At 72.8% G+C, this 21,854-nt stretch carries 20 protein-coding genes; 8 read left to right on the forward strand and 12 right to left on the reverse strand.

What is annotated here, in order from left to right:
* The first annotated feature begins 353 nt into the window (after positions 1-353).
* Positions 354-1,727, forward strand: a complete 1,374-nt coding sequence (locus OF819_RS02850; protein ID WP_267241677.1) for a cation:proton antiporter — start codon at positions 354-356, stop codon at positions 1,725-1,727.
* Positions 1,714-2,220: a CBS domain-containing protein gene (locus OF819_RS02855; protein WP_267241678.1), complete on the forward strand. Its 507-nt coding sequence runs from the start codon at positions 1,714-1,716 to the stop codon at positions 2,218-2,220. The genes OF819_RS02850 and OF819_RS02855 overlap by 14 nt, the downstream gene beginning before the upstream one ends.
* Here the strand turns inward: OF819_RS02855 and OF819_RS02860 are convergent.
* A complete protein-coding gene (locus OF819_RS02860; protein ID WP_267241679.1) occupies positions 2,217-2,756 on the reverse strand; it encodes a nitroreductase family deazaflavin-dependent oxidoreductase in 540 nt (179 codons plus the stop codon). The genes OF819_RS02855 and OF819_RS02860 overlap by 4 nt on opposite strands.
* A 304-nt stretch (positions 2,757-3,060) precedes the next feature.
* Between OF819_RS02860 and OF819_RS02865 the strand changes: the two genes are divergently transcribed.
* Positions 3,061-4,062 carry a PP2C family protein-serine/threonine phosphatase gene (locus OF819_RS02865; protein ID WP_267241793.1) on the forward strand — a complete coding sequence of 334 codons (1,002 nt, stop codon included), beginning with the start codon at positions 3,061-3,063 and terminating at the stop codon, positions 4,060-4,062.
* Between the two features lie 22 nt (positions 4,063-4,084).
* Here the strand turns inward: OF819_RS02865 and OF819_RS02870 are convergent, their stop codons facing one another.
* The 4 genes from OF819_RS02870 to OF819_RS02885 form a co-directional block, all read right to left on the reverse strand.
* Entirely contained in the window at positions 4,085-6,013 is a 1,929-nt protein-coding gene (locus tag OF819_RS02870) for an NAD-binding protein (protein WP_267241794.1), read from the reverse strand.
* A gap of 177 nt (positions 6,014-6,190) precedes the next feature.
* A complete protein-coding gene (locus tag OF819_RS02875; protein ID WP_267241680.1) occupies positions 6,191-6,373 on the reverse strand; it encodes a hypothetical protein in 183 nt (60 codons plus the stop codon).
* 65 nt (positions 6,374-6,438) lie between these two features.
* Positions 6,439-6,996, reverse strand: coding sequence for a PadR family transcriptional regulator (locus OF819_RS02880; RefSeq protein WP_267241681.1), 558 nt, complete (start codon positions 6,994-6,996; stop codon positions 6,439-6,441).
* 39 nt (positions 6,997-7,035) lie between these two features.
* Positions 7,036-9,108: an NADPH-dependent 2,4-dienoyl-CoA reductase gene (locus OF819_RS02885; protein WP_267241682.1), complete on the reverse strand. Its 2,073-nt coding sequence runs from the start codon at positions 9,106-9,108 to the stop codon at positions 7,036-7,038.
* A 179-nt stretch (positions 9,109-9,287) separates the two neighbouring features.
* On the opposite strand from OF819_RS02885, the gene OF819_RS02890 reads away from it, so the two are divergent.
* Positions 9,288-11,192: an ABC1 kinase family protein gene (locus tag OF819_RS02890; protein ID WP_267241683.1), complete on the forward strand. Its 1,905-nt coding sequence runs from the start codon at positions 9,288-9,290 to the stop codon at positions 11,190-11,192.
* A 546-nt stretch (positions 11,193-11,738) separates the two neighbouring features.
* Here OF819_RS02890 and OF819_RS02895 read toward each other — a convergent pair.
* Entirely contained in the window at positions 11,739-11,891 is a 153-nt protein-coding gene (locus OF819_RS02895) for a hypothetical protein (RefSeq protein ID WP_267241684.1), read from the reverse strand.
* Positions 11,892-11,956: 65 nt separating this feature from the next.
* On the opposite strand from OF819_RS02895, the gene OF819_RS02900 reads away from it, so the two are divergent.
* Positions 11,957-12,739 carry a DUF4239 domain-containing protein gene (locus tag OF819_RS02900; RefSeq protein WP_267241685.1) on the forward strand — a complete coding sequence of 261 codons (783 nt, stop codon included), beginning with the start codon at positions 11,957-11,959 and terminating at the stop codon, positions 12,737-12,739.
* 24 nt (positions 12,740-12,763) lie between these two features.
* On the opposite strand, the gene OF819_RS02905 is transcribed toward OF819_RS02900, so the two are convergent.
* Positions 12,764-12,898, reverse strand: a complete 135-nt coding sequence (locus OF819_RS02905) for a DUF6126 family protein (protein WP_267241686.1) — start codon at positions 12,896-12,898, stop codon at positions 12,764-12,766.
* 168 nt (positions 12,899-13,066) lie between these two features.
* Here OF819_RS02905 and OF819_RS02910 point away from each other — a divergent pair, with 168 nt between their 5' ends.
* Both OF819_RS02910 and OF819_RS02915 read left to right on the forward strand, forming a co-directional pair.
* Positions 13,067-13,558, forward strand: coding sequence for a universal stress protein (locus OF819_RS02910; RefSeq protein ID WP_267241687.1), 492 nt, complete (start codon positions 13,067-13,069; stop codon positions 13,556-13,558).
* A gap of 68 nt (positions 13,559-13,626) precedes the next feature.
* Entirely contained in the window at positions 13,627-17,040 is a 3,414-nt protein-coding gene (locus OF819_RS02915; RefSeq protein WP_267241688.1) for an AAA family ATPase, read from the forward strand.
* Between the two features lie 44 nt (positions 17,041-17,084).
* Here the strand turns inward: OF819_RS02915 and OF819_RS02920 are convergent, their stop codons facing one another.
* From OF819_RS02920 to OF819_RS02940, 5 genes are all read right to left on the reverse strand, one after another.
* Positions 17,085-17,942 (reverse strand): ABC transporter permease, encoded by an 858-nt coding sequence (locus OF819_RS02920; RefSeq protein ID WP_267241689.1) that lies wholly within the window; start codon positions 17,940-17,942, stop codon positions 17,085-17,087.
* Positions 17,939-18,910, reverse strand: coding sequence for an ATP-binding cassette domain-containing protein (locus OF819_RS02925; RefSeq protein WP_267241690.1), 972 nt, complete (start codon positions 18,908-18,910; stop codon positions 17,939-17,941). Before OF819_RS02925 ends, OF819_RS02920 begins: the two co-directional genes overlap by 4 nt.
* A 70-nt stretch (positions 18,911-18,980) precedes the next feature.
* The gene (locus OF819_RS02930) at positions 18,981-19,619 is read right to left on the reverse strand and encodes an NADPH-dependent FMN reductase (protein ID WP_267241691.1); all 639 of its coding nucleotides are present in this window, start codon (positions 19,617-19,619) and stop codon (positions 18,981-18,983) included.
* An 87-nt stretch (positions 19,620-19,706) separates the two neighbouring features.
* Positions 19,707-20,084 carry a hypothetical protein gene (locus OF819_RS02935; RefSeq protein WP_267241692.1) on the reverse strand — a complete coding sequence of 126 codons (378 nt, stop codon included), beginning with the start codon at positions 20,082-20,084 and terminating at the stop codon, positions 19,707-19,709.
* Positions 20,085-20,182: 98 nt separating this feature from the next.
* A complete protein-coding gene (locus tag OF819_RS02940) occupies positions 20,183-20,995 on the reverse strand; it encodes an MBL fold metallo-hydrolase (RefSeq protein ID WP_267241693.1) in 813 nt (270 codons plus the stop codon).
* Positions 20,996-21,088: 93 nt separating this feature from the next.
* Between OF819_RS02940 and OF819_RS02945 the strand changes: the two genes are divergently transcribed.
* Positions 21,089-21,844 carry a TetR/AcrR family transcriptional regulator C-terminal domain-containing protein gene (locus tag OF819_RS02945; RefSeq protein ID WP_267241694.1) on the forward strand — a complete coding sequence of 252 codons (756 nt, stop codon included), beginning with the start codon at positions 21,089-21,091 and terminating at the stop codon, positions 21,842-21,844.
* Positions 21,845-21,854 lie beyond the last annotated feature (10 nt).

Raw genomic sequence — 21,854 nt, forward strand, 5'->3', positions numbered from 1 at the left:
CCCTCTCCCCGTCTCTCCCCGTCTCTCCCGTCATCGCCCCATGGGTGGCCGCTTCACTGAAGCGCTGAAGCGCTGAAGCACTGCACCGCTGAAGCAGTGAAGCCAGGTCCCAAGCGGGCAGCGTGTTCCCGGCCCCAGCCGGGGCGGTCCGGACGGACCATGCCGGAACCCGGCAATGAATGCCCCTCAGGTCATGCCGCCAGGATCCTGTCAACGAACCATATGCGACGTGTAAAGTCCCCGGCGGAGTGCCGGGAAGTCTGGTCGGCGATCAGGAGACGCCTCCCTCTTGCAGGTGTCTCCGCCCGTGTCCGCAAGCGTCACCTCTCGCCGAATCGGGGGACCCACAACCCATGGTGCTCGTTGCCGTCTTCGGTGTGGCTCTGCTCATCGCCGTCCTGCTCTCCGGCCTCGCGGCCCGCACGGTGCTGTCCACCTCCTTTCTCTTTCTCGTCGGCGGCGCGCTCGTCAGCGACGGATTCCTCGGGCTGATCCACATCACCCCGGACAGCGGCATCGTCGCCGTCACCGCGGACCTCGCCCTGTTCGCCGTGCTGTTCACGGACGGCATGCATGTCTCCTTCCCCAAGCTGAAGGAGAACTGGAAGAACCCGGCCCGCGCCCTCGCGCTCGGCATGCCACTGGCACTGGTCGGCATGGCGCTGATCACGCACTATGTCGTCGGCCTCGACTGGACGACCTCGTTCCTGGTCGGCGCGGTGCTCGCGCCCACCGACCCGGTGTTCGCCTCGGCGATCATCGGCCGCAAGGAAGTGCCCTCGAAGCTGCGTCAGCTGCTCAATGTGGAGAGCGGCATCAACGACGGCCTCGCGCTGCCCGTCGTCCTGATCCTCATCGCCGCCGCCGGACCCACCGCGGGCCACACGGCCGAGATGTCGTTCGGCGCGATCGGCCTGGAGCTGGCCCTCGGTCTGGCCTTCGGCGTCGCCGCGCCGCTGCTGGTGCACTGGCTCGCAGGGTTCCGGCTGCTGGGGGCCGAGCCCAAGCTGCAGCCGCTGCTGCCGCTGGCGACGGGCGTGATCCTGTACGGGGTGTGCCATCTGACGCACGCCAACCCGTATCTCGCCGCCTTCTCCGCGGGCGCGGTCCTCGCCGCCACCTCCGAGGAGGCCAAGCATGCGTTCGAGCCGCTGGGCGAGGCGCTCGCGGAGCTGGCCAAGTTCGCGGCGCTGCTGGTCTTCGGCGCGCTGCTCACCCCGCAGCTCTTCGGCGATCTGTCCCTCGGCGGCTATGTCGCCGTCATCCTGGCGATCGTGCTGATCCGGCCCGCCTCGCTGCTGCTCTCCCTCGTCGGGACCCGCTTCGACCGCAGGGAGAAGCTGGTGGCGGCCTGGTTCGGGCCCAAGGGCTTCGCCTCGGTGGTGTACGGGCTGCTGGTGCTGCAGGCCGGCATCCCGCAGGGCCAGGAGGCGTTCACGCTGATCGCCGTCTGCATCGCCTTCTCGATCATCGCGCACAGCAGCACGGATGTGCCGATCGCCCGCGTCTTCCGTGTGGAGAAGCTCGCAGGCATCCCCGACGGCGGCGACGAGGCCCCCTCCCGTACGGCTGCCGACTCCCGCACCGGCGCCGACTCCGGCCCCGGCGCCCGCACCGACACCCACCCCGACACCCACCCCGACACCGACGCCAGCCATGACGACGCCCCGCCGGCCCCGCTGCCGGAGCAGGGCAGCAAGGAGAGCAGCGGACGTGCGCGCACATGACCTCGCGGAGCCCTATCCCTCGGTGACGACGGACGATCCGGCGTCCGACGCGGCACGGCTGCTCGCCGAGCAGCAGCTGCCCGCGCTGCTGGTGCTGGACGCGGACGGCCAGCCGTATGCGATCGTGCCCGGCTCCCAGCTCGTACGGCAGCTGGTGCCGGAGTACGTCATGGAGGACCCGCTGCTCGCCTCCGTGATCGGCGACCGGCACGAGGAAGGGCTGATCGACGCGATCGCCGAGCTGACGGTCGCCGAGTGGCTGCCGCGGCGGGCCTACTCGCCGCCGTTCGTGGGGCCGGACGCGGGCGCCCTGCAGGTGGCCGCGCTGATGGCGCGCACCCACAGCCCGCTGGTCGCGGTGATCGAGCGCGATGCGCAGGGGGTCCGGCTGTTGGGCGCGATCACCGCGGCGCGCCTGGTGAGCCACTTTCTCAGCGAAGGGGGCTCCCCTCGCCCCGGGGGGAGCGAGCCGGACGCCAAGCCGGGCGCTTAGCCGTCCGGGGCCGGGCCTCGTCGGGGGACGTCGTCCTCCTGGAGGCGTACGAAGGGAATCCGCTCCCCGGCGGCGCGATAGGACTCCGCGGCGCCGCCGGCACGGTCGGCACGGTCTACCGGCAGCCCCATATACCGGCACAGCCGTTGCGCGGTCCTGGGGTGCGCCGCCGCATAGCGGGCCATGATCCTTCCGCCTTCCTCCGGTTCCACGAAGTGCGCCGTGACCAGCCGGTACCGTCGGCCGGACTGGATCGTGGCCTGCGGATGCGCCCGCAGATTCCGGTACCAGTCGGCCTTCGGCCCGAAGCCGGAGGCCACCACCCAGCTGGCGGAGCCCGGCGTGTGCTCGACGACCTCGACGACCGTCTCCCTGGCCAGACCCGTGCTGCGGCCGGTGTGCACCAGCCGCAGCAGCCGCCCGCGGAACAGCGGGCCGAGACCGATGCGGAAGAGCTGGTTCGGCAGCCGGGCCGCGACGCGCCGCCAGCCCGTCAGACGTTTCGGCCAGTGCCCTTCCAGAGGATCGGACGTCACGGTTCCGCCTTCTTTTCGATAACGGAGAGATGAGCGGGAACGATCGGAAAGATTCGCCTGTGGAACCTTTGCATAGTCTCATTGTCCGGTCGGAGAGCCGCGGGTTCGCCAGCCGTCTGTGTCGCGGCCGCGCCCCTGGCACGATGCGTCGGGGGCAATCGTTGTCCTTGACGCGGGGCGTACGCCAGGCGCTGATGCCCGGAGCGCGTCCGCCGGCAGTCGGAGCGATCATCTGGAGTAGGTCTTGGCCGAGGAGCGTCCGCCGCCGTACCACCTGCTGCTGTCCGTGCTGCCGTTCGCGGTCATGGCCGTCGTCGCCGTCATCGACGTCACAGCCGGGCCAAGCGTGGGCTTCCTGCCGTTGGTGTCGCTGGGGCCCGCCTTCGCCGGACTGGTCGGGGGGTGGCGGCGCACGGTGCTCGTCGGAGGGCTCGCGCTGGTCCTGTGTCTGGGCCTCGGGCTGTACGACGGCCTCTTCGCGAGCCGGCGCGGCTACATCTCGATGGCCTCCGTCGCCGGGGTCACCGCAGCCGGCGTCGCCGCGGCCGTGATGCGGCAGCGGCGCGAGGCGGAGCTGGCCGGGGTGCGCAATATCGCGGAGGTCGCCCAGCGGGTGCTGCTGCGGCCCGTGCCGCGCAGCGCCGGACATCTGCGGGTGGCCGTCTCGTATACCTCGGCGGTCGCGGAGGCCCGCATCGGCGGGGACCTGTACGAGGTCGTCACCTCCCCCGGCGGGGTGCGCGTCGTGGTGGGGGACGTCCAGGGCAAGGGCCTGGAGGCGGTGGAGACGGCGGCGGTGGTGCTCGGCGCGTTCCGGGAGGCCGCGCATGACGAGCCCGACCTGATGTCGGTGAGCGCCCGGCTGGAGCGGTCGGTGGACCGCACACTGCGGGGAGAGAAGTTCGTCACCGCGGTGCTCGCCGAGATCACGTCGGCGGGGCAGGTGACGTTCCTCAACTACGGGCACCCGCCGCCGATGATCGTACGGCCGGACGGCGCCGCCCGGTTCGCCGAGCCGCCGCAGTACGCGCTGCCGCTCGGCCTCGGGGCGCACGGGGCGTCCGGCCCCGAGCCGTACAGCGCGCCGTTCGCGCCGGGCGACCAGCTGCTGCTCTACACGGACGGGGTGAGCGAGGCCCGCGACCGGGACAGCAACTTCTATCCGCTGGCCGAGCGGGCCGGGCTGCTGAAGGACCCCGACCCGGAGGCCGCGCTAGAGGCGCTGCGGCACGATCTGAACCGCTATGCGGAGGGCCCGCCGCACGACGACGCGGCGATGCTGCTGATCAGACACCGGACGCCCTGACCGCCGTCGGCCGACCGACCGGTCAGCGCGGCACGCGCGACGTGTCGGGCCGCGGGCGGCGGCCGAGGAGTTCGGCGAGGCCGCGGCGGGTGGCGGCCAGCACCACCCGGTCCTGCGGCTGCAGCACATAGCCGGGGTGGAGATTCCACACCAGGCCGGTGGGGTGGTCCTCGCCGTCCGCGGGATGGGGCATGGCGAGATCCGGGCGGCGGTCGTCCGGGGCCGTGGTGTCCAGCGCGAGAAGCCGCCATGCGCCGGGGCTGAACGCCTCGGCGACCGTACAGCCCTCCAGCTGTGCGTGGCCCGCCACTTCGAGCGCGGCGAACAGCAGCACCTTGCGCTCCACGGGGATCGCGCCGAGGATCTGACGGCCCATCATCGCCCCGGCGAACGCGGGCGCGGCGAGGGTGGAGACGCTGCGGCTGCGGGTCAGCGCCTCGGGGTGGGCGGCGCGCAGCGTCCGGTACACGGCGGTGGCGAAGTCGTCGTCGTACAGGCGCAGCGCGACCCGCAGATCGGGCTTGACGGTGCGCGCGTAGAGCGCGGCCTCCAGATTGGTGGTGTCGATGCTGGTGAGCGCGAGCAGCGCATGCGCCCGGTGGACCCTGGCGGCTTCCAGGACGCCTTCCTCCGTGACGTCCCCGAGGACGGTCGGCACCCGCAGCCGCCGGGCGAGGGGGATGCCGCGCGCATCGGGGTCCTCCTCCACGACGACCACCGGGATGTCGAGTTCACGCAGCCGGGCGAGCACCCGGGTGCCGATCTTGCCGAGGCCGAGCAGCACGACATGCCCGGACAGGCCGCGCGGCGGGCGGCGCAGCGCCGAGGTGGAGCGGAAGGCGCCCAGCGCCTCCAGCGCGCCCGCCACCAGCAGCGGCAGCAGCGCGAGCCCGACGAGCCCGGACAGCAGCTGGAGTATCTGCCGGGCCGGTTTCTCCCCGACGGCCGGGTCGTTGATGGCGAACAGGTCGAGGATCGTGATGTACGCGGCGTGCAGCGGGCCTTCGTCGGTGGTGACGATGGAGGCCACGGTGAGCGCGAGCACGGCGAGCCCGATGCCGGCGACGGCCCAGCGCAGCCGCCGGGAGAACAGCTCGCCCAGCGGCACGGACCGCCCGCCGAGCCGCCCGGCGGGCAGCGCGGGGCCCGCGTGGCTGACGGCCTCCAGCACGACGGCACCGCGGCCCACGGCGGCGTTCGCACTGCGGTCGTCGGGCAGCAGCGCCGGGCCCTCGGGGCCGCTGGCGTCCGAACCCTCCGTGCCCGCCGGGTCGTTGCGGGTCGCCGACAGCAGGGCGAGCGTGCACAGCCCGGGGTCGGCGACCTCGCCGTCGGCGGGCGGGGTGCGCTCCACGGCCCGCAGCAGCAGCCCGTCCGCATGCACGATCTTGCTGGTGCCGGCGACGGCGGTGGCGGCGAGCGCGGGCGCGGCGGTGTCGGCGTCGGACAGCACGGTCGTCGACGCGTCCAGCGCTGCGGCGTCCAGATCCGGCATGGCGACGGCGGCGGCCTGGTCGAGCAGCTCCTCCAGATGCTGGCCGAGCTTGCGGTTGTAGAGCCGGATGACCAGCCGGAGCCGGGGGTTGAGTCTTCGGGCGGTCAGCGCGGCGCGGATATTGGTCTCGTCGACGTCATAGACGAGCGCGAGGGCGGCCGCCTGCTCGACCCCCGCCTCCGCCAGCACCGCCTCGGTCGGCTCCGCCGCCTCGATCAGCCGGTCGGCGGCCTGCTCGGGCACCCCCTCGACGGCGGCCGCCGCCTGCGCGGCCCGCCCCATCACCGCGGACATCCGCTCCAGCAGCACCGACGCCCGTCCCCGCCCCGGCACGGTGAGCGGCGTGCTCACCCCTTCCGGCGCGGCATCGATGACAAGGGTGACCCGCTCCCCGTACACCTCCCGCAACTCGGCCCCGAGCCGGTGGGCGAGCGCATCGTCCCCACACACGATCATGTGCCCGTCGGCGGGCGCGCCGTACCGGTCCTGCGACGACGAAGCACGGAAAGAAGTCTGCTGAGGAAGTGAAGCCACGGCCAAAGCCTGCACGGCGCACGGACTTTCATGCACGCGGGGGGTGACGAGGTGCGTCCGGGAGCGCCCGCAGAAGCTGAGCAGGGGCCCCGGGGGCCATCACAGCAGGGTGATGAAGAGCGCCAGGGTCAGCAGGGCGAGCAGCGCCCCGTAGAGGGCCAGAGTGAGGGCGTGGGCCTCCGACGAGGGGTCGGGGGCCGAGGGGCGGGCCAGGCCCACAGCGGAGCGCAGCAGCAGGGCGAGGGCGGCGGCGGAGAAGGCGGCGAGGAGCGTGTCGATCACGCTGGGAGGTTCTCACGGGGCGTCAGGAGGCGCATGCCGGGAACAGCCGAATCGGTGACGGGGGGTCAGAGTGACGGGTTCCCCCGGTCCTCCGGGCCCAGGGCCGTCAGGGCGTCCGTCAGCCACTTGGTCCAGAAGGTCTCCAGTTCGATTCCGCCGCGCAGGACCAGATGGCGCAGCCGGTCCGTCTCCGCGGTGCGGCGCTCCGGGGGGAAGTCGCGGTCCTCGATGGAGCGGTAGTGCTCCAGCTGGCGGCGGTGGAGGTCCAGATGGCGGGCGAGTTCTTCGCGCATGCCGGCGCTGCCGACGACCGCCGCGGCCCGCAGCCGCAGCAGCAGCGGGTCGCGGACGGCCTTGGGATCCTCGGGTCTGGCGACCCAGGAGGCGAGTTCGGCGCGGCCGGCCGGGAGGACCTCGTACTCCTTCTTCTGGCCGCGCGCGGGCTGTGCCGAGGGGAGCGCGCGGATCTGGCCGGCCTGCTCCAGTTTGCCGAGCTCCCGGTAGATCTGCTGGTGGGTGGCGGACCAGAAGTAGCCGATCGACCTGTCGAAGCGGCGGGTCAGCTCCAGGCCCGAGGAGGGCTTTTCGAGCAGGGCCGTGAGGATCGCGTGCGGGAGGGACATGGCCCCGATCCTAGGGAGGGGGGAAATCGGCCGGAGCGGTCAGAGGGCGGCCGCCAGCCGGGTGCCCTGGTCGATGGCGCGCTTGGCGTCCAGCTCCGCCGCCACGTCCGCGCCGCCGATCAGATGCGGGGTGCGGCCCGCCGCGGTCAGCTCCTCGTACAGCGTGCGCTGCGGGTCCTGGCCGGTGCACAGCACGACCGTGTCCACGGGCAGGACGCGCCGCTCGCCGTCCACGGTGAGGTGCAGGCCCTCGTCGTCGATCCGCTCGTACGTCGCGCCCGCCGTCATCGTCACCCCGCGGTGCTTCAGCTCGGTGCGGTGGATCCAGCCGGTCGTCTTGCCGAGCCCGGCGCCGACCTTGCTGGTCTTGCGCTGGAGGAGGTGGACCTGGCGCGGGGGCGCGGGCCGCTGGGGGGCGGTCAGCCCGCCGGGGCCCTCGTAGTCCATGTCGACGCCCCACTGGCGAAAGTAGGCCGCCGGGTCCTGGCTGAGGCCCTCGCCGCCGTCGGTGAGGAATTCGGCGACGTCGAAGCCGATGCCGCCCGCTCCGATCACCGCGACGCGCCCGCCGACGGCCGCGCCGTCGCGCAGCACGTCCAGATAGCTCAGCACGCTGGGGTGGTCGACGCCGTCGATGCCGGGGGTCCGCGGGGTGACGCCGGTGGCCAGCACGATCTCGTCGTAGGGGGCGGAGGAGGCGGGGGCGGAGGAGACGGGGGCGGCGGAGGCGGGGGCGGCGGAGGTCAGGTCCGCGGCCGTGACCCGGGTGCCGAGGCGCACCTCGACGCCCAGCTCGGCCAGCCGGACGCGGAAGTAGCGCAGCGTCTCCTCAAACTCCTCCTTGCCCGGAATCCGCTTGGCGATGTTGAGCTGGCCGCCGATCTCGTCCGCGGCCTCGTGGAGCACGACCTCATGGCCGCGTTCGGCGGCGGACACGGCGCAGGCGAGCCCCGCGGGCCCGGCCCCGACGACGGCGACGCGCTTGCGCAGCCGGGTCGGGGAGAGCACCAGCTCGGTCTCATGGCAGGCGCGCGGGTTGACCAGGCAGGAGGTCAGCTTGCCGCTGAAGGTGTGGTCCAGGCAGGCCTGGTTGCAGCCGATGCAGGTGTTGATGGCGTCGGCGCGCCCGGCCCGCGCCTTGGCGACGAAGTCGGGGTCGGCGAGGAAGGGCCGGGCCAGGGACACCATGTCGGCGCGGCCCTCGGCGAGGAGCTGTTCCGCGACCTCGGGGGTGTTGATGCGGTTGCTGGTGATCAGCGGTACGGACACCGTGCCCATCAGCTTCTGCGTCACCCAGCTGTACGCGCCGCGCGGCACGGAGGTGGCGATGGTGGGGATGCGGGCCTCGTGCCAGCCGATCCCGGTGTTGATGATCGTGGCGCCGGCCGCCTCGATCTCCTTGGCGAGCGTGACGACCTCGTCGAGGGTGGATCCGCCGGGCACCAGGTCCAGCATGGAGAGCCGGTAGATCAGGATGAAGTCGGGGCCGACCCGCTCGCGTGTGCGCCGGACGATCTCGACGGGGAAGCGGATGCGGTTCTCGTACGCCCCGCCCCAGCGGTCGGTGCGCTGGTTGGTGGCGGAGGCGATGAACTCATTGATCAGATAGCCCTCGGAGCCCATGATCTCGACGCCGTCGTATCCGGCGGACCGGGCGAGCGCCGCGGCCCGTACGAAGTCCTCGACGGTCTCCTCGACCTCGGCGTCGGTCAGGGCGTGCGGGACGAAGGGGCTGATGGGGGCCTGCAGGGCGCTGGGGGCGACCAGATCGGCGTGGTAGGCGTACCGGCCGAAGTGCAGGATCTGCATCGCGATGCGGCCGCCCGCGGCGTGCACGGCGTCGGTGACGACACGGTGCTCGGCGGCCTCCGCCTCGGTGGTGAGCCGGGCCCCGCCCTCGTACGGGCGGCCCCGGTCGTTGGGTGCGATGCCGCCGGTGACGATCAGCCCGGCGCCGCCGCGGGCGCGGGCGGCGTAGAAGGCGGCCATCCGCTCGAAGCCTCGCTCGGCCTCCTCCAGGCCGATGTGCATCGACCCCATGAGCACACGGTTGGGCAGCGTGGTGAACCCCAGGTCGAGCGGGCTCAGCAGATGCGGATACGGGTGGCTCACGGCGGCACTCCTCGGCCTCGGTCAGGGGGCGTCAGCAGCCTTTGTAGCCGTGCGCCGCCGATTTTGCAACAAGGTGCAAAAGATCGGCTCCGCCACGCCTTGAGCGCGCTGCGAGATGATCAGCCGGGTGTCGCCAGGCGGCGGAAGGGGGCGGATGGGATATGTGGATCCTGGGAGCCGTGGCAGGCGCGTTCACGGTGATGGTGCTGCCCGCCCTGCTCGGCCGCAGACTGCTCGGCATCGAGGCCGGTCCGCTGCGCACGCTGGTCGCCGGATTCGCCGGGATCTCCGTCTCCGGGTCCCTGATCGCCCCGCAGTTCGAGAAGCAGGGCGCCCGTGTCGAGCTGTTCACGCTGATGGCGGGCGTGGGGCTGCTCGCCGCCATGGTGACGCTGGTCGTGCTCGACCTCGCCGCCCCGCCCGGCGGACTGCGCCCGCTGTCCTGGGCCGGGCGGCTGCGCGGGCGCGTCGCGCGCGTACGCCGCTACTCCCGGATCGTGCGGATCGCCGGGCGGCACGGCCTCGGCCCGTATCTGAGCGGCCGCGGCCGGCCGTACGAGATCCGGCATGAGCTGCTCGCCCAGGAGCTGCGCCAGGCCCTCCAGGCGGGCGGCGCCACCTTCGTCAAGCTGGGCCAGCTGATGTCCACCCGGCGCGATCTGCTGCCCGCCGTGTACGTCGAGGAGCTCAGCCGCCTCCAGGACCGGGTGGAGCCCGCACCCTGGCCCGAGGTGGAGCAGGCGCTGCTCGCCTCGCTGGGGGCGCCGCCCGAGGAGGTCTTCGCCGCCTTCGACCGGATGCCGCTCGCCGCCGCCTCCATCGCCCAGGTGCACGCCGCCGTGCTGCACGACGGCGCACGCGTCATCGTCAAAGTGCAGCGCCCCGGCATCCGTGACGCCGTCGAACGCGACCTCGACATCGTGAACCGGCTCGCCGCCACCCTCCAGGCCCGCACCGACTGGGGCCGCGCCCTGGGGCTGCCCGAACTCGCCCAGGGCTTCGCCGTCGCCCTGCGCGAAGAGCTCGACTTCCGCGTCGAGGCACGCAATATGACGGCCGTACGGCAGGCGGCCGCGGCGCGCGGCGACCGCAGCGTCACCCTGCCGGAGCTGTACGAACGCCTCAGCAGCGAGCGCGTCCTGGTGATGAGCCGGATCGACGGGGTGCCGCTCGGCCAGGCGGAGACGGACGGCCCCGAGCACGGCAAGGAACTCGCCGACACGCTGTTCACCGCCCTGCTCAACCAGATCGTGCACGACGGCGTCTTCCACGCCGACCCGCACCCCGGCAACATCCTGCTGCGCCCCGACGGCACCCCGGCCCTGCTGGACTTCGGCTCCGTGGGCCGGATCGACGCGGGGCTGCGCGAGGCGATGGCCGGGCTCTTCCTCGCCGTGGACCGGGGCGACCCGGCCGCGCTGCGCGATGCGCTGCTGGAGGTCACCGACCGGCCGGAGGACGTGGACGAGCAGCGGCTGCAGCGGGCGCTCGGCCAGTTCAGCGCCCGGCATCTCGGACACGGGTCGACGCCGGACACCGCGATGTTCACGGATCTGTTCCGGCTGGTCACGGACTTCCGCCTGGCAGTGCCGCCGGAGGTCGCCGCCGTGTTCCGGGCGCTCGGCACCCTGGAGGGCACGCTGGAGCGGGTCGCGTCCGGCTTCAACATGCTGGCCGCGTCGCGGGCGTACGCGGCCGGGCAGCTGACCCGGCGGCTCGGCACGCAGACCGCCCGGGACACCGTCCGCGACGAACTCCTCGCCGTGCTGCCGGTGTTGCGGCGGCTGCCGCGACGGCTCGACCGGATCGGCAGCGCGCTGGAAGAGGGCCGGCTCGGCGTGGGCGTACGGCTGCTGGCCGATCCGCGGGACCGGCGCGTGGCGGGGGAGCTGCTCAGCCGGGTGCTGCTGACGTTCCTCGGCATCTTCTTCGGGGTGGCGGGCGTCCAGCTGCTGGGCACACAGGGCGGGCCGCAGGTGACCGATGCCCTCGGTCTGTACGCGCTGATCGGCTATCACCTGCTGGTGCTTTCGGCCGCTGTGGTGATCCGCACGGTTTATGTGCTGACTCGCCCGTTGGAGTGACAATCAGAAAATTGTTCAGGTCACCCACACGGCGCAAAGTCGGCATCAGTGCAGGTGGGACGCCCCTTAGCGTGCAGTTGTGGCTGGTTGGGAGCAGTTGGGCGCACTGGGGATCGCAGTGCTTCTTGGCCCACAGGGGGCGGCAGTCGAGGTGGGGACGCCGGGCGGCGGGCCCGAGGTGTCGGTCGTCGTCCAAGTGACCAACTGCCCGCCGCCGCCTCCCCCGCCGTGTCCGTCGCCGGAGCCGGAGCCGGAGCCAACGCCGGACCCGGCCCCCGATCCGGAACCGGAGCCGCCCGATCCGGAGCCGGAACCTTCCGCCCCGGAACCGGAACCAGAACCAGAGCCAGATCCGCCTGCGCCTGAGCCTGAACGGCCCACGCCGCCGCCCGAGCCCCCGCCGGCTCCGGCGCCCGCCGCCCCGGAGCCAGAGCCGGAGCCCGAACCGGCCGCGCCGCGGCCCACCGTACGCGCGCCCTCGCCACCCCCGGACCCTCCAGAACCGCCCGAACCGCCCGAGCCTTCCCAGGACTTCGCGGTACGGGGCTACAGCGGCGCCCGCGCCGCGCCGGACACCGGGACCTCGCTCGTCGTCCTGACGATGGTGACCACCACCCCGGCCGTCCTGGCCGCCGCCCTGCTGCGCCCGCGTTCACGCAGCACCGCGGGCGGCCGCGGCGCCCGCTCGTCCTGACGCACCCGCCGCCCCTCACCCTCGCCCCTCACCCCGCTTCACCCGCACTCGGAAGACTCGGAGAGCCTTCATGTCCGAATGGCTGGTCCTGGCGGCCGCGATGGCCGCCGCCTGCGCCGTCGTCCTGGTCATCGTCGTCCTCAGGCAGCGCAGGCTGAACAGGACCGAGGGGACGGTCGACCCCTCGGAGACGCCTGACGTCCTCGAATACATGACGATGATGGTCGGCGTCGTCTATGCGATCGTGCTGGGCCTTGCCATCGCGGGCGTGTGGGAGGCACGCAGCGCCGCCCAGGACGACGTACGGCGCGAGGCGCAGGCGCTGCATGAGATCACCCAGCGCGCCAAGGTCTACCCTCCCGAGGTGCAGGACGAACTGCACAAGAACATCAACGCGTATGTCTCCCATGTGGTCCACCAGGAGTGGCCCCGGATGATCGACCACAACGAGCTGAGCGGCCACGGCGACGAGCTGCTCGACGCCGTGCGCGCGGGCATCGCCGAGCGGGTCCCGGCCAATGAGCTGGAGGCGCACGCCTACCAGCCGCTGGTGGACCAGGTGGCGGTCGCCAGCGACGCGCGCAACGCACGCGAGTCGAACGCGGGCGAGACGCTGCCCGGGGTGGTGTGGTTCGGGCTGATCACCGGCGCGCTGGTCACCGTGGGGCTGATCTTCACCCTGCAGATCCAGCGCTCACCGCGTGAGCTGCTGCTCGCGGGCCTGTTCAGTGCGCTGATCGCGTTTCTGCTGTTCCTGGTCTGGGACTTCGACGCGCCGTTCGGGCGGTCGGGCGCGGACTCCGCGGAAGCGTTCCACCAGCTGTTCGGCGGAGCGCTCGGCAAACAGGACTGACCGCCGCCCCCGCTCCCCGCCCGGCTACTTCCCCTGCCCGCCGACGTAGAACAGCAGGTACACGAAACCGGCGAAGAGGTGGGTGGCGAAGACATAGACGAAGACGCGCAGCGCGACACCGCGCTCTTTCCAGCTCTCGCTCTCGCGTTCGTCGCCCACCGCCGCTCCTCAGCTGTCCGTGCCGTAGCTGTCCGTGCCGTCCGGAAAAGGGTACGAGACCCCACGACACGGTGAAGAGACCCGACCGGACGACCAGGCGACCGGTCTGTTCACTTTTGCGTAGGCTTGCAGTGTGCGACACATACGTCACACACGGAGGTGGCCGCCATGGCTCCGCGCGCAGCAGCGAAGGCAGCAGCAAGGGCAGCAGCGAAGAAGGAAAACGGCAGGATCGTGGTCGGCGTGGACGGCTCCGAGCCATCGCTCAAGGCCTTGCGCTGGGCCGTACGGCAGTCCGGCCTGACCGGTGACACGGTGGAGGCCGTGATCAGCTGGGAGTACCCGGCGGCGGGCTGGGCCTCGATGGTGCCGAGCATGCCCGAGGACTTCGACCCCGAGAAGCTGGCCGCCAAGATCCTGGACGAGTCCCTTGAGGGCACGCTCACCAAGGAGGAGGCAGCCGCCGTCACCCGCACGGTCACCGTCGGCAGCCCCGCGCAGATCCTGCTGGAGCGGGCCGAGGGCGCGTCGCTGCTGGTCGTCGGCGACCGCGGGTACAGCCTGTTCACGTCGGCGCTGCTCGGGTCCGTAGGACTGCATGTCACCCAGCACGCGCCGTGCCCGGTGGTCGTGGTGCGGGGCGCGATCCCCGCCGCCTGACCTGGGCACTTCGCCTGGACCGCGTTAACCATGTGTCGTTGTCAGTGCCTGCTCCTATGGTTTTCGGCATGACCCCTGCACTGATCGGGCGCGACCACCCCGCAGGCGTCCTCCGGGCGGAGATCGGCCGGGCGACGGGCAGCCACGGGGGTCTGGTGCTGGTCACCGGCGAGGCCGGCATCGGCAAGACGACCCTGGTCATGGACGCGGCGGACGAGGCGCGGCGGCGCGGTGCGCTGGTGCTGGGCGGCTCCTGCTGGGATTCGCAGAGCGCGCCAGGCTACTGGCCGTGGGTGCAGGTGGTGCGCGGGCTCAGGCGCGGCGCGGGCGGCGACGCATGGGCGGAGGCGGAGCGGGCGGCCGGCGGACGGCTGGCGGTGCTGCTCGGCGAGGCCGCCGGGGAGGCGGACGCCGGCGGGGAGGGCTTTCCGCTGTACGACGCGGTGACCACGGCCCTGGTCACGGTCTCCCAGCGGCGGCCCCTCGTCGTCGTGCTGGACGATCTGCACTGGGCCGACCCGGCCTCGCTCAGGCTGCTGGAGTTCGCCGCGCAGCACGCCTGGTTCGAGCGGCTGCTGCTGGTCGGCACGTATCGCGACGCGGAGGTCGAGGCCCCCGACCACCCGCTCCAGCAGCTCATCCTGCCGCTGGCCGCGCGGGCCGCCGCCACCGTCACGCTGACCGGGCTGCAGCGGGACGAGGTGGGCGCGCTGATCGAGCTGACGGCAGGGGTCGAGCCCGAGCCCGCCCTCGTCGACGAAGTGCACCGGCGCACCGGGGGCAATCCCTTCTTCGTGGAGCAGACCGCCCGCATCTGGCACAGCGGCGCGCCGGTCACCGCCGTCGCGCCGGGGGTGCGGGAAGCCGTCCGGCGGCGGCTCGCGCTGCTCCCGGAGCCCGTGGGCGAGCTGCTGGTGACGGCCGCGGTGCTGGGCCGGGAGTTCCACCGCCGGGTGCTGGCGGCGGTGGCGGGCCTGCCGGTGCCGCATGTGGACCGGCTGCTGGCGCGTGCGGCGGCCGCCCGGCTGGTCACCGCGGGCGCGGGCGGCCGGTTCGCCTTCGTCCACGATCTCGTGCGGGAGACGCTGTACGAGTCGCTCACGGAGGACGAGGCGCGCGCCCGGCACGCCGGCGTCATACGGGCGCTGGACGGTACGCCCTCCCCCAGCAGGCAGCCCCTGAGCGAGCAGCCCCTGAGCGGGCAGCCTCTGAGCGAGCAGCCCCTCGGCGGGCAGCCCCTGAGTGAACAGGCCATCCCCTCCGATCTGGCCCGGCACGCCTACCTGGCGGGGGACGAGCTGGCCCGCGAGCGCCGGGTGGAGCTGCTGCTCGCCGCTGCCGGCGACGCCTCCAGCAGGCTGGCCGGGGAGGAGGCGGTGGGCCACTACCGGCGCGCCCTGGAGGCGGCGGAGCCGGACTCCCGCAAGGCCGCGCTGATCTGTCTGGACCTGGGCGGCCAGCTGCGCCACAGCGGGGACGACAGCGCGGCCTGGCTCGCCTTCGACCGGGCCGAGGCAATCGCCCGGCTGCGCGGTGATCCGGAGCTGCTGGCACGGGTCGCGATCACCCTGCATCAGCACGCTGACGTGCCGGGCAAGCGGCCCCAGACGCGCGAGCTGCTGCGAGAGGCGCACCGCGCGCTCATCGGCGGCGCCCGGGAGGACCCGGCGGCACTGTCGGACGAGCGGATCGCCCAGGAGCTGGCGGTGCGCGCCACGGCGCTGGCGCGCAGCGGGGAGGACGACGACGCGCTGGCGTTCTCGCTGTGGGCGCGGCACGACACGATCTGGGGGCTCGGCACCTCGGCGGAGCGGCTCACCCTCACCGACGAGATGGCGGAGGTCGCGCGCCGCACCGACAACCGCAGCATGGAGCTGCACGCCACCTCGATGCGCTGGGTCACCCTGCTGGAACAGGGCGACCCGCGCTATCTGGAGCAGCTGCGCACCTTCGTCGCCCTCGCGGGGAAGTCGCGGCTGCGCCTCTTCGAGCTGGCGCTGACCGTGGACCAGTCCCTCATCCACGCCCTTCACGGCGCGTTCGACGAAGCCGAGCGGCTGCTTGCGCAGGTCCTCGGCATGGGGCACGGGCACACGGCCTTCGCCTACATCACCGCCCATATGGAGTGGGCGCTCGCCCTGCTCCGGGGGCGGCTGGAGGAGGCGGAAGCCGTGGTGGGCCGCCTCGACGACATCGGGTATCCGTTCCCCCGGCTGCTGGAGGGCATCACGGCGGCGGAGCGCGGGGAGGGCGAGCTGGCCGTGCGTATCGCGGATGAGCTGCAGGCCCGTCCCGAGCCGCTGCCGAGGGTCTTCGCCCCGCTGCTGCTGCGTCTGCGCGCACAGGCCGCGATGGCCTCGGGCGACCCGCAGCGCATCGCGGAGGCGCGGGACGCGCTGATGCCGTACGCGGGCCAGTGGCTCGTCGCGTTGTACGGCTGCGACATCAGCGGCCCGGTCGACCTCTGGCTGGGTCTGCTGTCCGCGGCGGCGGGCCGCCGCGAGGAGTCCGCCGCCCATCTGACCGCCGCGGCCGAATCGGCGGACCGCCTGCGGGCCCGCCCCTGGTCGCTGCGCGCGCGTGCGGCCCTGGCCCGGGCGGACGAGACCCCCGCGGACGAGGCCCCGGTGAAGGCGGCCCCCGCGGACGCGGTTCCCGCAGGCGGCCTCCCGGCCAACGAGGCCCCGGCAAAGGGCGCCACCGCGAAAGCGGCCCCGGCGAAGACGGTTCCCGCAGGCGGGATCCCCGCGGACGGCCTCCCCGCCAACGAGGCCCCGGCAAAGGGCGCCACCGCGAAGGCGGCCCCGGCGAAGACGGTTCCCGCAGGCGGGATCCCCGCGGACGGCCTCCCCGCCAACGAGGCCCCGGCAAAGGGCGCCACCGCGAAGGCGGCCCCGGCGGGGGCCGAGGCAGGGCCTCCCCAACCCCCGCCCCCTGCCGAGGAATTCCGCCGCGACGGCTCGGTGTGGGCGCTGACCTTCGCCGGGCAGTCGGTCCATGTGCCCGACGCCAAGGGCCTGCGGGATCTGCACACCCTGCTCTCCAGCCCCGGCCGGGACGTGCCCGCCGCCGAGCTGCTCGACCCGGCGGGCGGCGAAGCCGTCGCGGCAGCCCACCGCTTCGGCGGCGACCCCGTCCTCGACGACGAGGCCAAGGCCCGCTACCGCCGGCGGCTGTCCCTTCTGGACGAGGAGATCGACCGCGCCGTCGAGCGGGGCGACGAGGCCCGCGCCGCCGAGTTCGACCGCGAACGGTCCGCCCTGCTGGAGGAGTTGCGGACGGCCGCGGGCCTCGGCGGCCGCACCCGTCGCCTGGGCGAGACGTCGGAACGCGCCCGCAAAGCGGTCACGGCCCGCATCCGCGACACCCTCCGCCGCCTCGCCCCGCTCCATCCGGCCCTGACCGCCCACTTGAGGGAGTCGGTCACCACGGGCTCCCGCTGCTCCTACCGCCCGCGGCGACCGGTCGACTGGCGGCTGTGAACCGACAGCCCCCGCCCCTCACGCCAACATCACCTCACCTCACCTCACTTGCGGTTGTACAGCCGCATCGTCACCGAGCCGAACACCACGACCAGCGCACCCGCCCAGCCCAGCGACCAGGCGATGTCCGCCGCGGGCCAGTGGCCGGCCATCAGTTCCCGGACCGCCGTGGCGACATGGGTGACCGGGCTGTTGTTGACGAATGCCTGGAGCCAGCCGGGCATCGTCCTCGGGTCGACGAAGACATTGCTCAGAAAGGTCAGCGGGAAGATCACCATCATGCTGACGCCCATGACCGACTTCTCCGTGCGCAGCAGCAGGCCGAACATGGTCCAGATCCAGGAGAAGGCGAACGCGAAGACCACCAGCAGGACCACGCCGAGCAGCACGCCGACGAAGCCGCCGCCGGGGCGGTAGCCGAGGAGCAGGCCGACGGCGAGCATGACCGCGGAGGCGAGGAGATAGCGCATGACGTCGCCGAGGAGGTAGCCGACCATCGGGGCGGGCCGCCATATGGGGAGGGTGCGGAAGCGGTCGAAGACGCCCTTGGTGATATCGGTGTTGACCGCGACGCCCGTGTACATGGTGATCATGACGACGCTCATGGTGAGGATGCCGGGCAGCAGGAACTGCACATACGCGTCCACCGAGCCGGCCAGCGCGCCTCCGAAGAGGTACGTGTACATCAGCACCATCATGATCGGAAAGGCCGTCACATCGAAGAGCTGCTCGGGCACATGCTTGATCTTGAGCATGGCGCGCCAGCCGAAGGTGAGCGAGGCGGACAGGGCGGTGGGGCGCGGCGGGCGCTGCTTGGCGATCAGAAGCGCGGCGAGGTCCTCCGTCCTGGGGGCCTCCAGGGTGAGGTCGTCGGTGTCCTTGGCCGTTGTCGCGGTGCTCATGCCGCCGTCCCCTTCTTGTCGGTGAGGGCGAGGAAGACCTCGTCCAGGCTGGGCTGGCCCAGCGCGAAGTTGTCCACGGTGATGCCGGTGCGGGCCAGTTCGGCCAGGGCGCGCGCGGCCTGCTCGGCCGCGCCCTGCTGGGTGCCGCTGCCGTTGACGCGGGCGGTCAGGGCGACCGGGTCGGCGTCGAGGAGCACCTCCGCGCCGAGCGCCGCGGCAAGCACCCGCTCGGCGTCCGGGCGCTGCGCCGCGTCGCGCAGCCGCAGATGGACGGCCCCGGAGCCGACCGACGCCTTCAGCTCGCCCTTGGTGCCCTCGGCGATGACCTTGCCGTGGTCGATGACGGCGATCCGGGAGGCCAGCTGGTCGGCCTCGTCCAGATACTGCGTGGTCAGCAGCACCGTCGTGCCCTGGGCGACGACCGCCCGCACGATGTCCCACACCTGGTTGCGGCTGCGCGGGTCGAGGCCGGTGGTGGGCTCGTCCAGGAAGAGCAGGTCCGGGGTGTTGAGGATGGACGCGGCGATGTCGATACGGCGGCGCATGCCGCCCGAGTAGTTCTTGACCTGCTTGTCGGCCGCCTCGGCCAGCCCGAAGGCCTCCAGCAGCTGCCCGGCCCGCTCGCGTGCGGCCGGCTTGGAGTGGCCCAGCAGCCTGCCGAGCAGGATCAGGTTCTCCAGACCGGTGAGGTCCTCGTCGACGGAGGCGTACTGGCCGGTGAGGCTGACCCGGCTGCGTACGGCGTCGGCGTCCTTGACGACATCCTTGCCGAAGACGCGGGCGCGGCCCCCGTCCGGGCGCAGCAGCGTGGCCAGCATGCGCACGGTGGTGGTCTTGCCCGCGCCGTTGGGGCCGAGGAGTCCGTAGACGGCGCCCGCGGCGACGGTCAGATCGACGCCGTCCACGGCGCGTTTGCCGCCGAAGGCCTTCACCAGGCCGTCTGTCTCGATTGCCGGTTCTGTGCTCATGGTTGCCGGTGATCCTTATGGGTCGCGGTGTTCAGTCGTGGTGTTCAGGAGACGTACGTGCGGCCGTGCGTCAGGAGACGTACGGGCGGGCGGCGCGGGCCTCCCGCAGGGCCAGGCCCCACCAGTCGAGCTGGTCGAGCATGCGCCCCACGGCGCGGTCGCCGCCTTCCGCCGGGGCTGCGTCGTCGAGGAGATTCAGATGGACGCCATTGCGCAGGGTGACGGTGTGCAGCTCGGTGAAAACGGAGCGCAGCGCCTCGACCGCGTACAGGCCGCTCGACCCGTGGCCGTAGCTCACGAAGGCGACGGGTTTGGTCTGCCATTCGTCGTAGGCGAAGTCGATGGCCTGCTTGAGGGAGGCGGGGAAGGAGCGGTTGTACTCGGGCGTCACGACCACAAAGGCGTCCGCCCGGCCGATCTGCTCGGTGAACCGGCGGACCTGGCCGGTCGCCCGGTCCGGATAGCGGGCGGGGAAGTCATAGTCGACCAGATCGAGGACGGTCAGCTCCAGCCCGCCCCGCCCGGCGGCCCGCTCCATGAACCAGCGCCCGACGCTCCCGCCGACGCGCCCCTCGCGCGTACTGCCGATGATCACCGCGACGCGCAACGGCGGTGCGCCGTCGCCCGTCCGGTCGCCCGCACTGCCGCCCGCGCTGCCGTCCACGCTGCCGACTGCGTTCTCGTCCGGGTCCTCATCCGGGTCCCGCATGGGTCGTCGCCTCCCTCCCGTGCCTCACCCGTAAGGCGCGAGACGACGACGCGCGGCCGCCAGATCGAATCTGGCGGCTGCTTGCGGCTACTCGTGCGTGTAGAAGAGATAGAAGGCCACGACCGTCACCCCCGCCCCCACCGCGACCCCGAGCCCCGCCGACCTGAGCACGCTCGACCCCGTCAGGCTGACCAGGAAGCCGATCGCCGCCGCCGACAGTGCGCCGTATGCCAGGGCGCGCAGTTCGCGCGGCAGGCTCGCCTGGAAGCGGCCCAGCAGATAGGCCAGCACGGCCAGCACGGCGCCGGAGACCACCGCGAGAACGGCCTGCCCGACCGAGCCGGGGCCGCCGTCGCGGGCGATGAAGGCCGCGTAGGCCCCGTATGAGATGCCCAGCACGAGGGGCAGCGCCCACCCGAGATGCCCGTGCTGCCGGCGCGTGGGCGCCGCTGCGTGTGCGGCCATGGCGGAACTCCTTCGCTCACGTCCACCCCATGTCCTTCTCCCAGGGCACACCCGCACACGGCGGCGGGCAACTCGTACGCGAGCCCCGCGAGCGGCGGTCAGCGCACGCGGCCGGGCTTTTCCGCGGTGAACCGGGCGAACTCCGTGGCGTCGTGGGAGGAGAAGACGTGGATCAGCCGCGGGTCGGCGCGGCGGAGTTCGCGGAGGCGGCTGAGGGCGGTCAGGCGCTGACCGTGGTTGTCGGCGACGAAGCGCTGGTAGAGGGAGAGGGCACGGGGGCAGCGGGGGCGGCGCAGGTCGATCTCGCCGTGGAAGAAGTACGCGTCTCCCGCGTGCAGCAGCCAGCGGTCCGGCCGCTGCACGGCCACCGCGCAGTGGCCCCGGGTGTGGCCGGGCAGCGGGATCATCAGGATGTCCGGGGAGCGCTGGACGGGGGAGGCGGCGAAGCCGTGCCAGGTGGAGTCGGCCGTGTCGTGGATGACCCAGTGGGGGCCGTGCGCCCAGTGAGCGGGCACATAGCGGTCGGCGTCGAGGCGGCTCTCGCGGCGCATCGCCGCCCGGTACTCGTCGGCCGTCACATGGACCCGCGCGTGGGGGAAGTCGGCGAGGCCGCCCGTGTGGTCGAGGTCCAGATGCGTCAGGACGATGTCCCGTACGTCGTAGGGGTCGTAGCCGAGCGCCCGTATCTGGTGCGCCGCGGTGCGGGAGAGGTCGAGCGTGGGCCGCGCGAGCGTGCGGAACAGGGCCCCGAGGCGGTGCGGCTCCAGCACATCCGCGGCTCCGAGGCCGGTGTCGATCAGGACGAGGCCGCTGCCCGTGGCCACCAGCAGGCAGTGGCCGGCCAGCCGGTCCACGCCGACCAGAGGGCTCATCGGCGCGCAGTCGAGGTGGTGGACCGCGGGCACGGACATGTCGAACCTCCGGAGACTTACAGCGTAAGTGCGAGGTAACAGGGGGTAGGGAAGCACTTACGCTGTAGGCCGTCAAGGAGTCGGGAGCCGCCTGTGTCCGCCGCACCTCCGTCCCGCCGCGAGGCGACGGCCATGCCGCTGTCGCGTGAACGGATCATCGCCGCCGCGCTCCGCATCATCGACGCCGACGGGGTGGACGCCCTCTCCATGCGGCGGCTCGCCGCCACCCTGGGCGTACAGGCGATGTCGCTCTACAACCATGTGGGCGGCAAGGCCGATCTCATCGACGGGGTGGCGGAGTTCGTCACCCGCGAGATGCGGCTGCCGAAGCCGCTGGAGGGCGGCTGGGAGGACCGCATCCGGACGATCGCCCACGCCTTCCGGCTGACCTCCCTGCGCCATCCGCGCGCCTGCCAGCTCGTCCTCACCCGCCAGCTCACCTCCCCCACCGCGCTCGCACCGATCGACTGCTCCCTCGCCGTCCTCCTCGACCACGGCTTCGAAGAGGAGACGGCGGTCAGCGCGCTGCGGATGTTCACCGCGTACCAGGTGGGGTGTCTGCTGCGGGAGTTCTGCTCCTCGTCCGCGTCGCCGCCGGGAGAGGGCGACGCGGCGGCGCGCGCCCGCACGGACTATCTGGCCGGGTCGGGCTTCCCCGCGGTCGCCAGAGTCGCGCCGGCGCTCGCGGTGATCGACCATGAGGCGGAGTTCGCGTTCGGGGTGGAGACGCTGATCGAGGGGCTGCGCAAACACGCGCCTCCCGAGCAGCCCGAACAGCACGAACAGCCCGAACAGACCGAGCAGCCCGAACAGCCCGGACAGACCGAGCAACGCGGGCGCGCAGACTGACGTCTTCATA

This window comes from Streptomyces sp. PR69, assembly GCF_026420845.1.
Classification (GTDB): Bacteria; Actinomycetota; Actinomycetes; order Streptomycetales; family Streptomycetaceae; genus Streptomyces.

Coding starts and splice junctions, on each gene's coding strand:
- OF819_RS02850 (WP_267241677.1), top strand. CDS start 354: ATGGTGCTCGTTGCCGTCTTCGGTGTGGCTCTGCTCATCGCCGTCCTG.
- OF819_RS02865 (WP_267241793.1), top strand. CDS start 3,061: ATGGCCGTCGTCGCCGTCATCGACGTCACAGCCGGGCCAAGCGTGGGC.
- OF819_RS02870 (WP_267241794.1), bottom strand. CDS start 6,013: ATGATCGTGTGTGGGGACGATGCGCTCGCCCACCGGCTCGGGGCCGAG.
- OF819_RS02880 (WP_267241681.1), bottom strand. CDS start 6,996: ATGTCCCTCCCGCACGCGATCCTCACGGCCCTGCTCGAAAAGCCCTCC.
- OF819_RS02900 (WP_267241685.1), top strand. CDS start 11,957: ATGTCCGAATGGCTGGTCCTGGCGGCCGCGATGGCCGCCGCCTGCGCC.
- OF819_RS02910 (WP_267241687.1), top strand. CDS start 13,067: ATGGCTCCGCGCGCAGCAGCGAAGGCAGCAGCAAGGGCAGCAGCGAAG.
- OF819_RS02915 (WP_267241688.1), top strand. CDS start 13,627: ATGACCCCTGCACTGATCGGGCGCGACCACCCCGCAGGCGTCCTCCGG.
- OF819_RS02920 (WP_267241689.1), bottom strand. CDS start 17,942: ATGAGCACCGCGACAACGGCCAAGGACACCGACGACCTCACCCTGGAG.
- OF819_RS02925 (WP_267241690.1), bottom strand. CDS start 18,910: ATGAGCACAGAACCGGCAATCGAGACAGACGGCCTGGTGAAGGCCTTC.
- OF819_RS02930 (WP_267241691.1), bottom strand. CDS start 19,619: ATGCGGGACCCGGATGAGGACCCGGACGAGAACGCAGTCGGCAGCGTG.
- OF819_RS02935 (WP_267241692.1), bottom strand. CDS start 20,084: ATGGCCGCACACGCAGCGGCGCCCACGCGCCGGCAGCACGGGCATCTC.
- OF819_RS02940 (WP_267241693.1), bottom strand. CDS start 20,995: ATGTCCGTGCCCGCGGTCCACCACCTCGACTGCGCGCCGATGAGCCCT.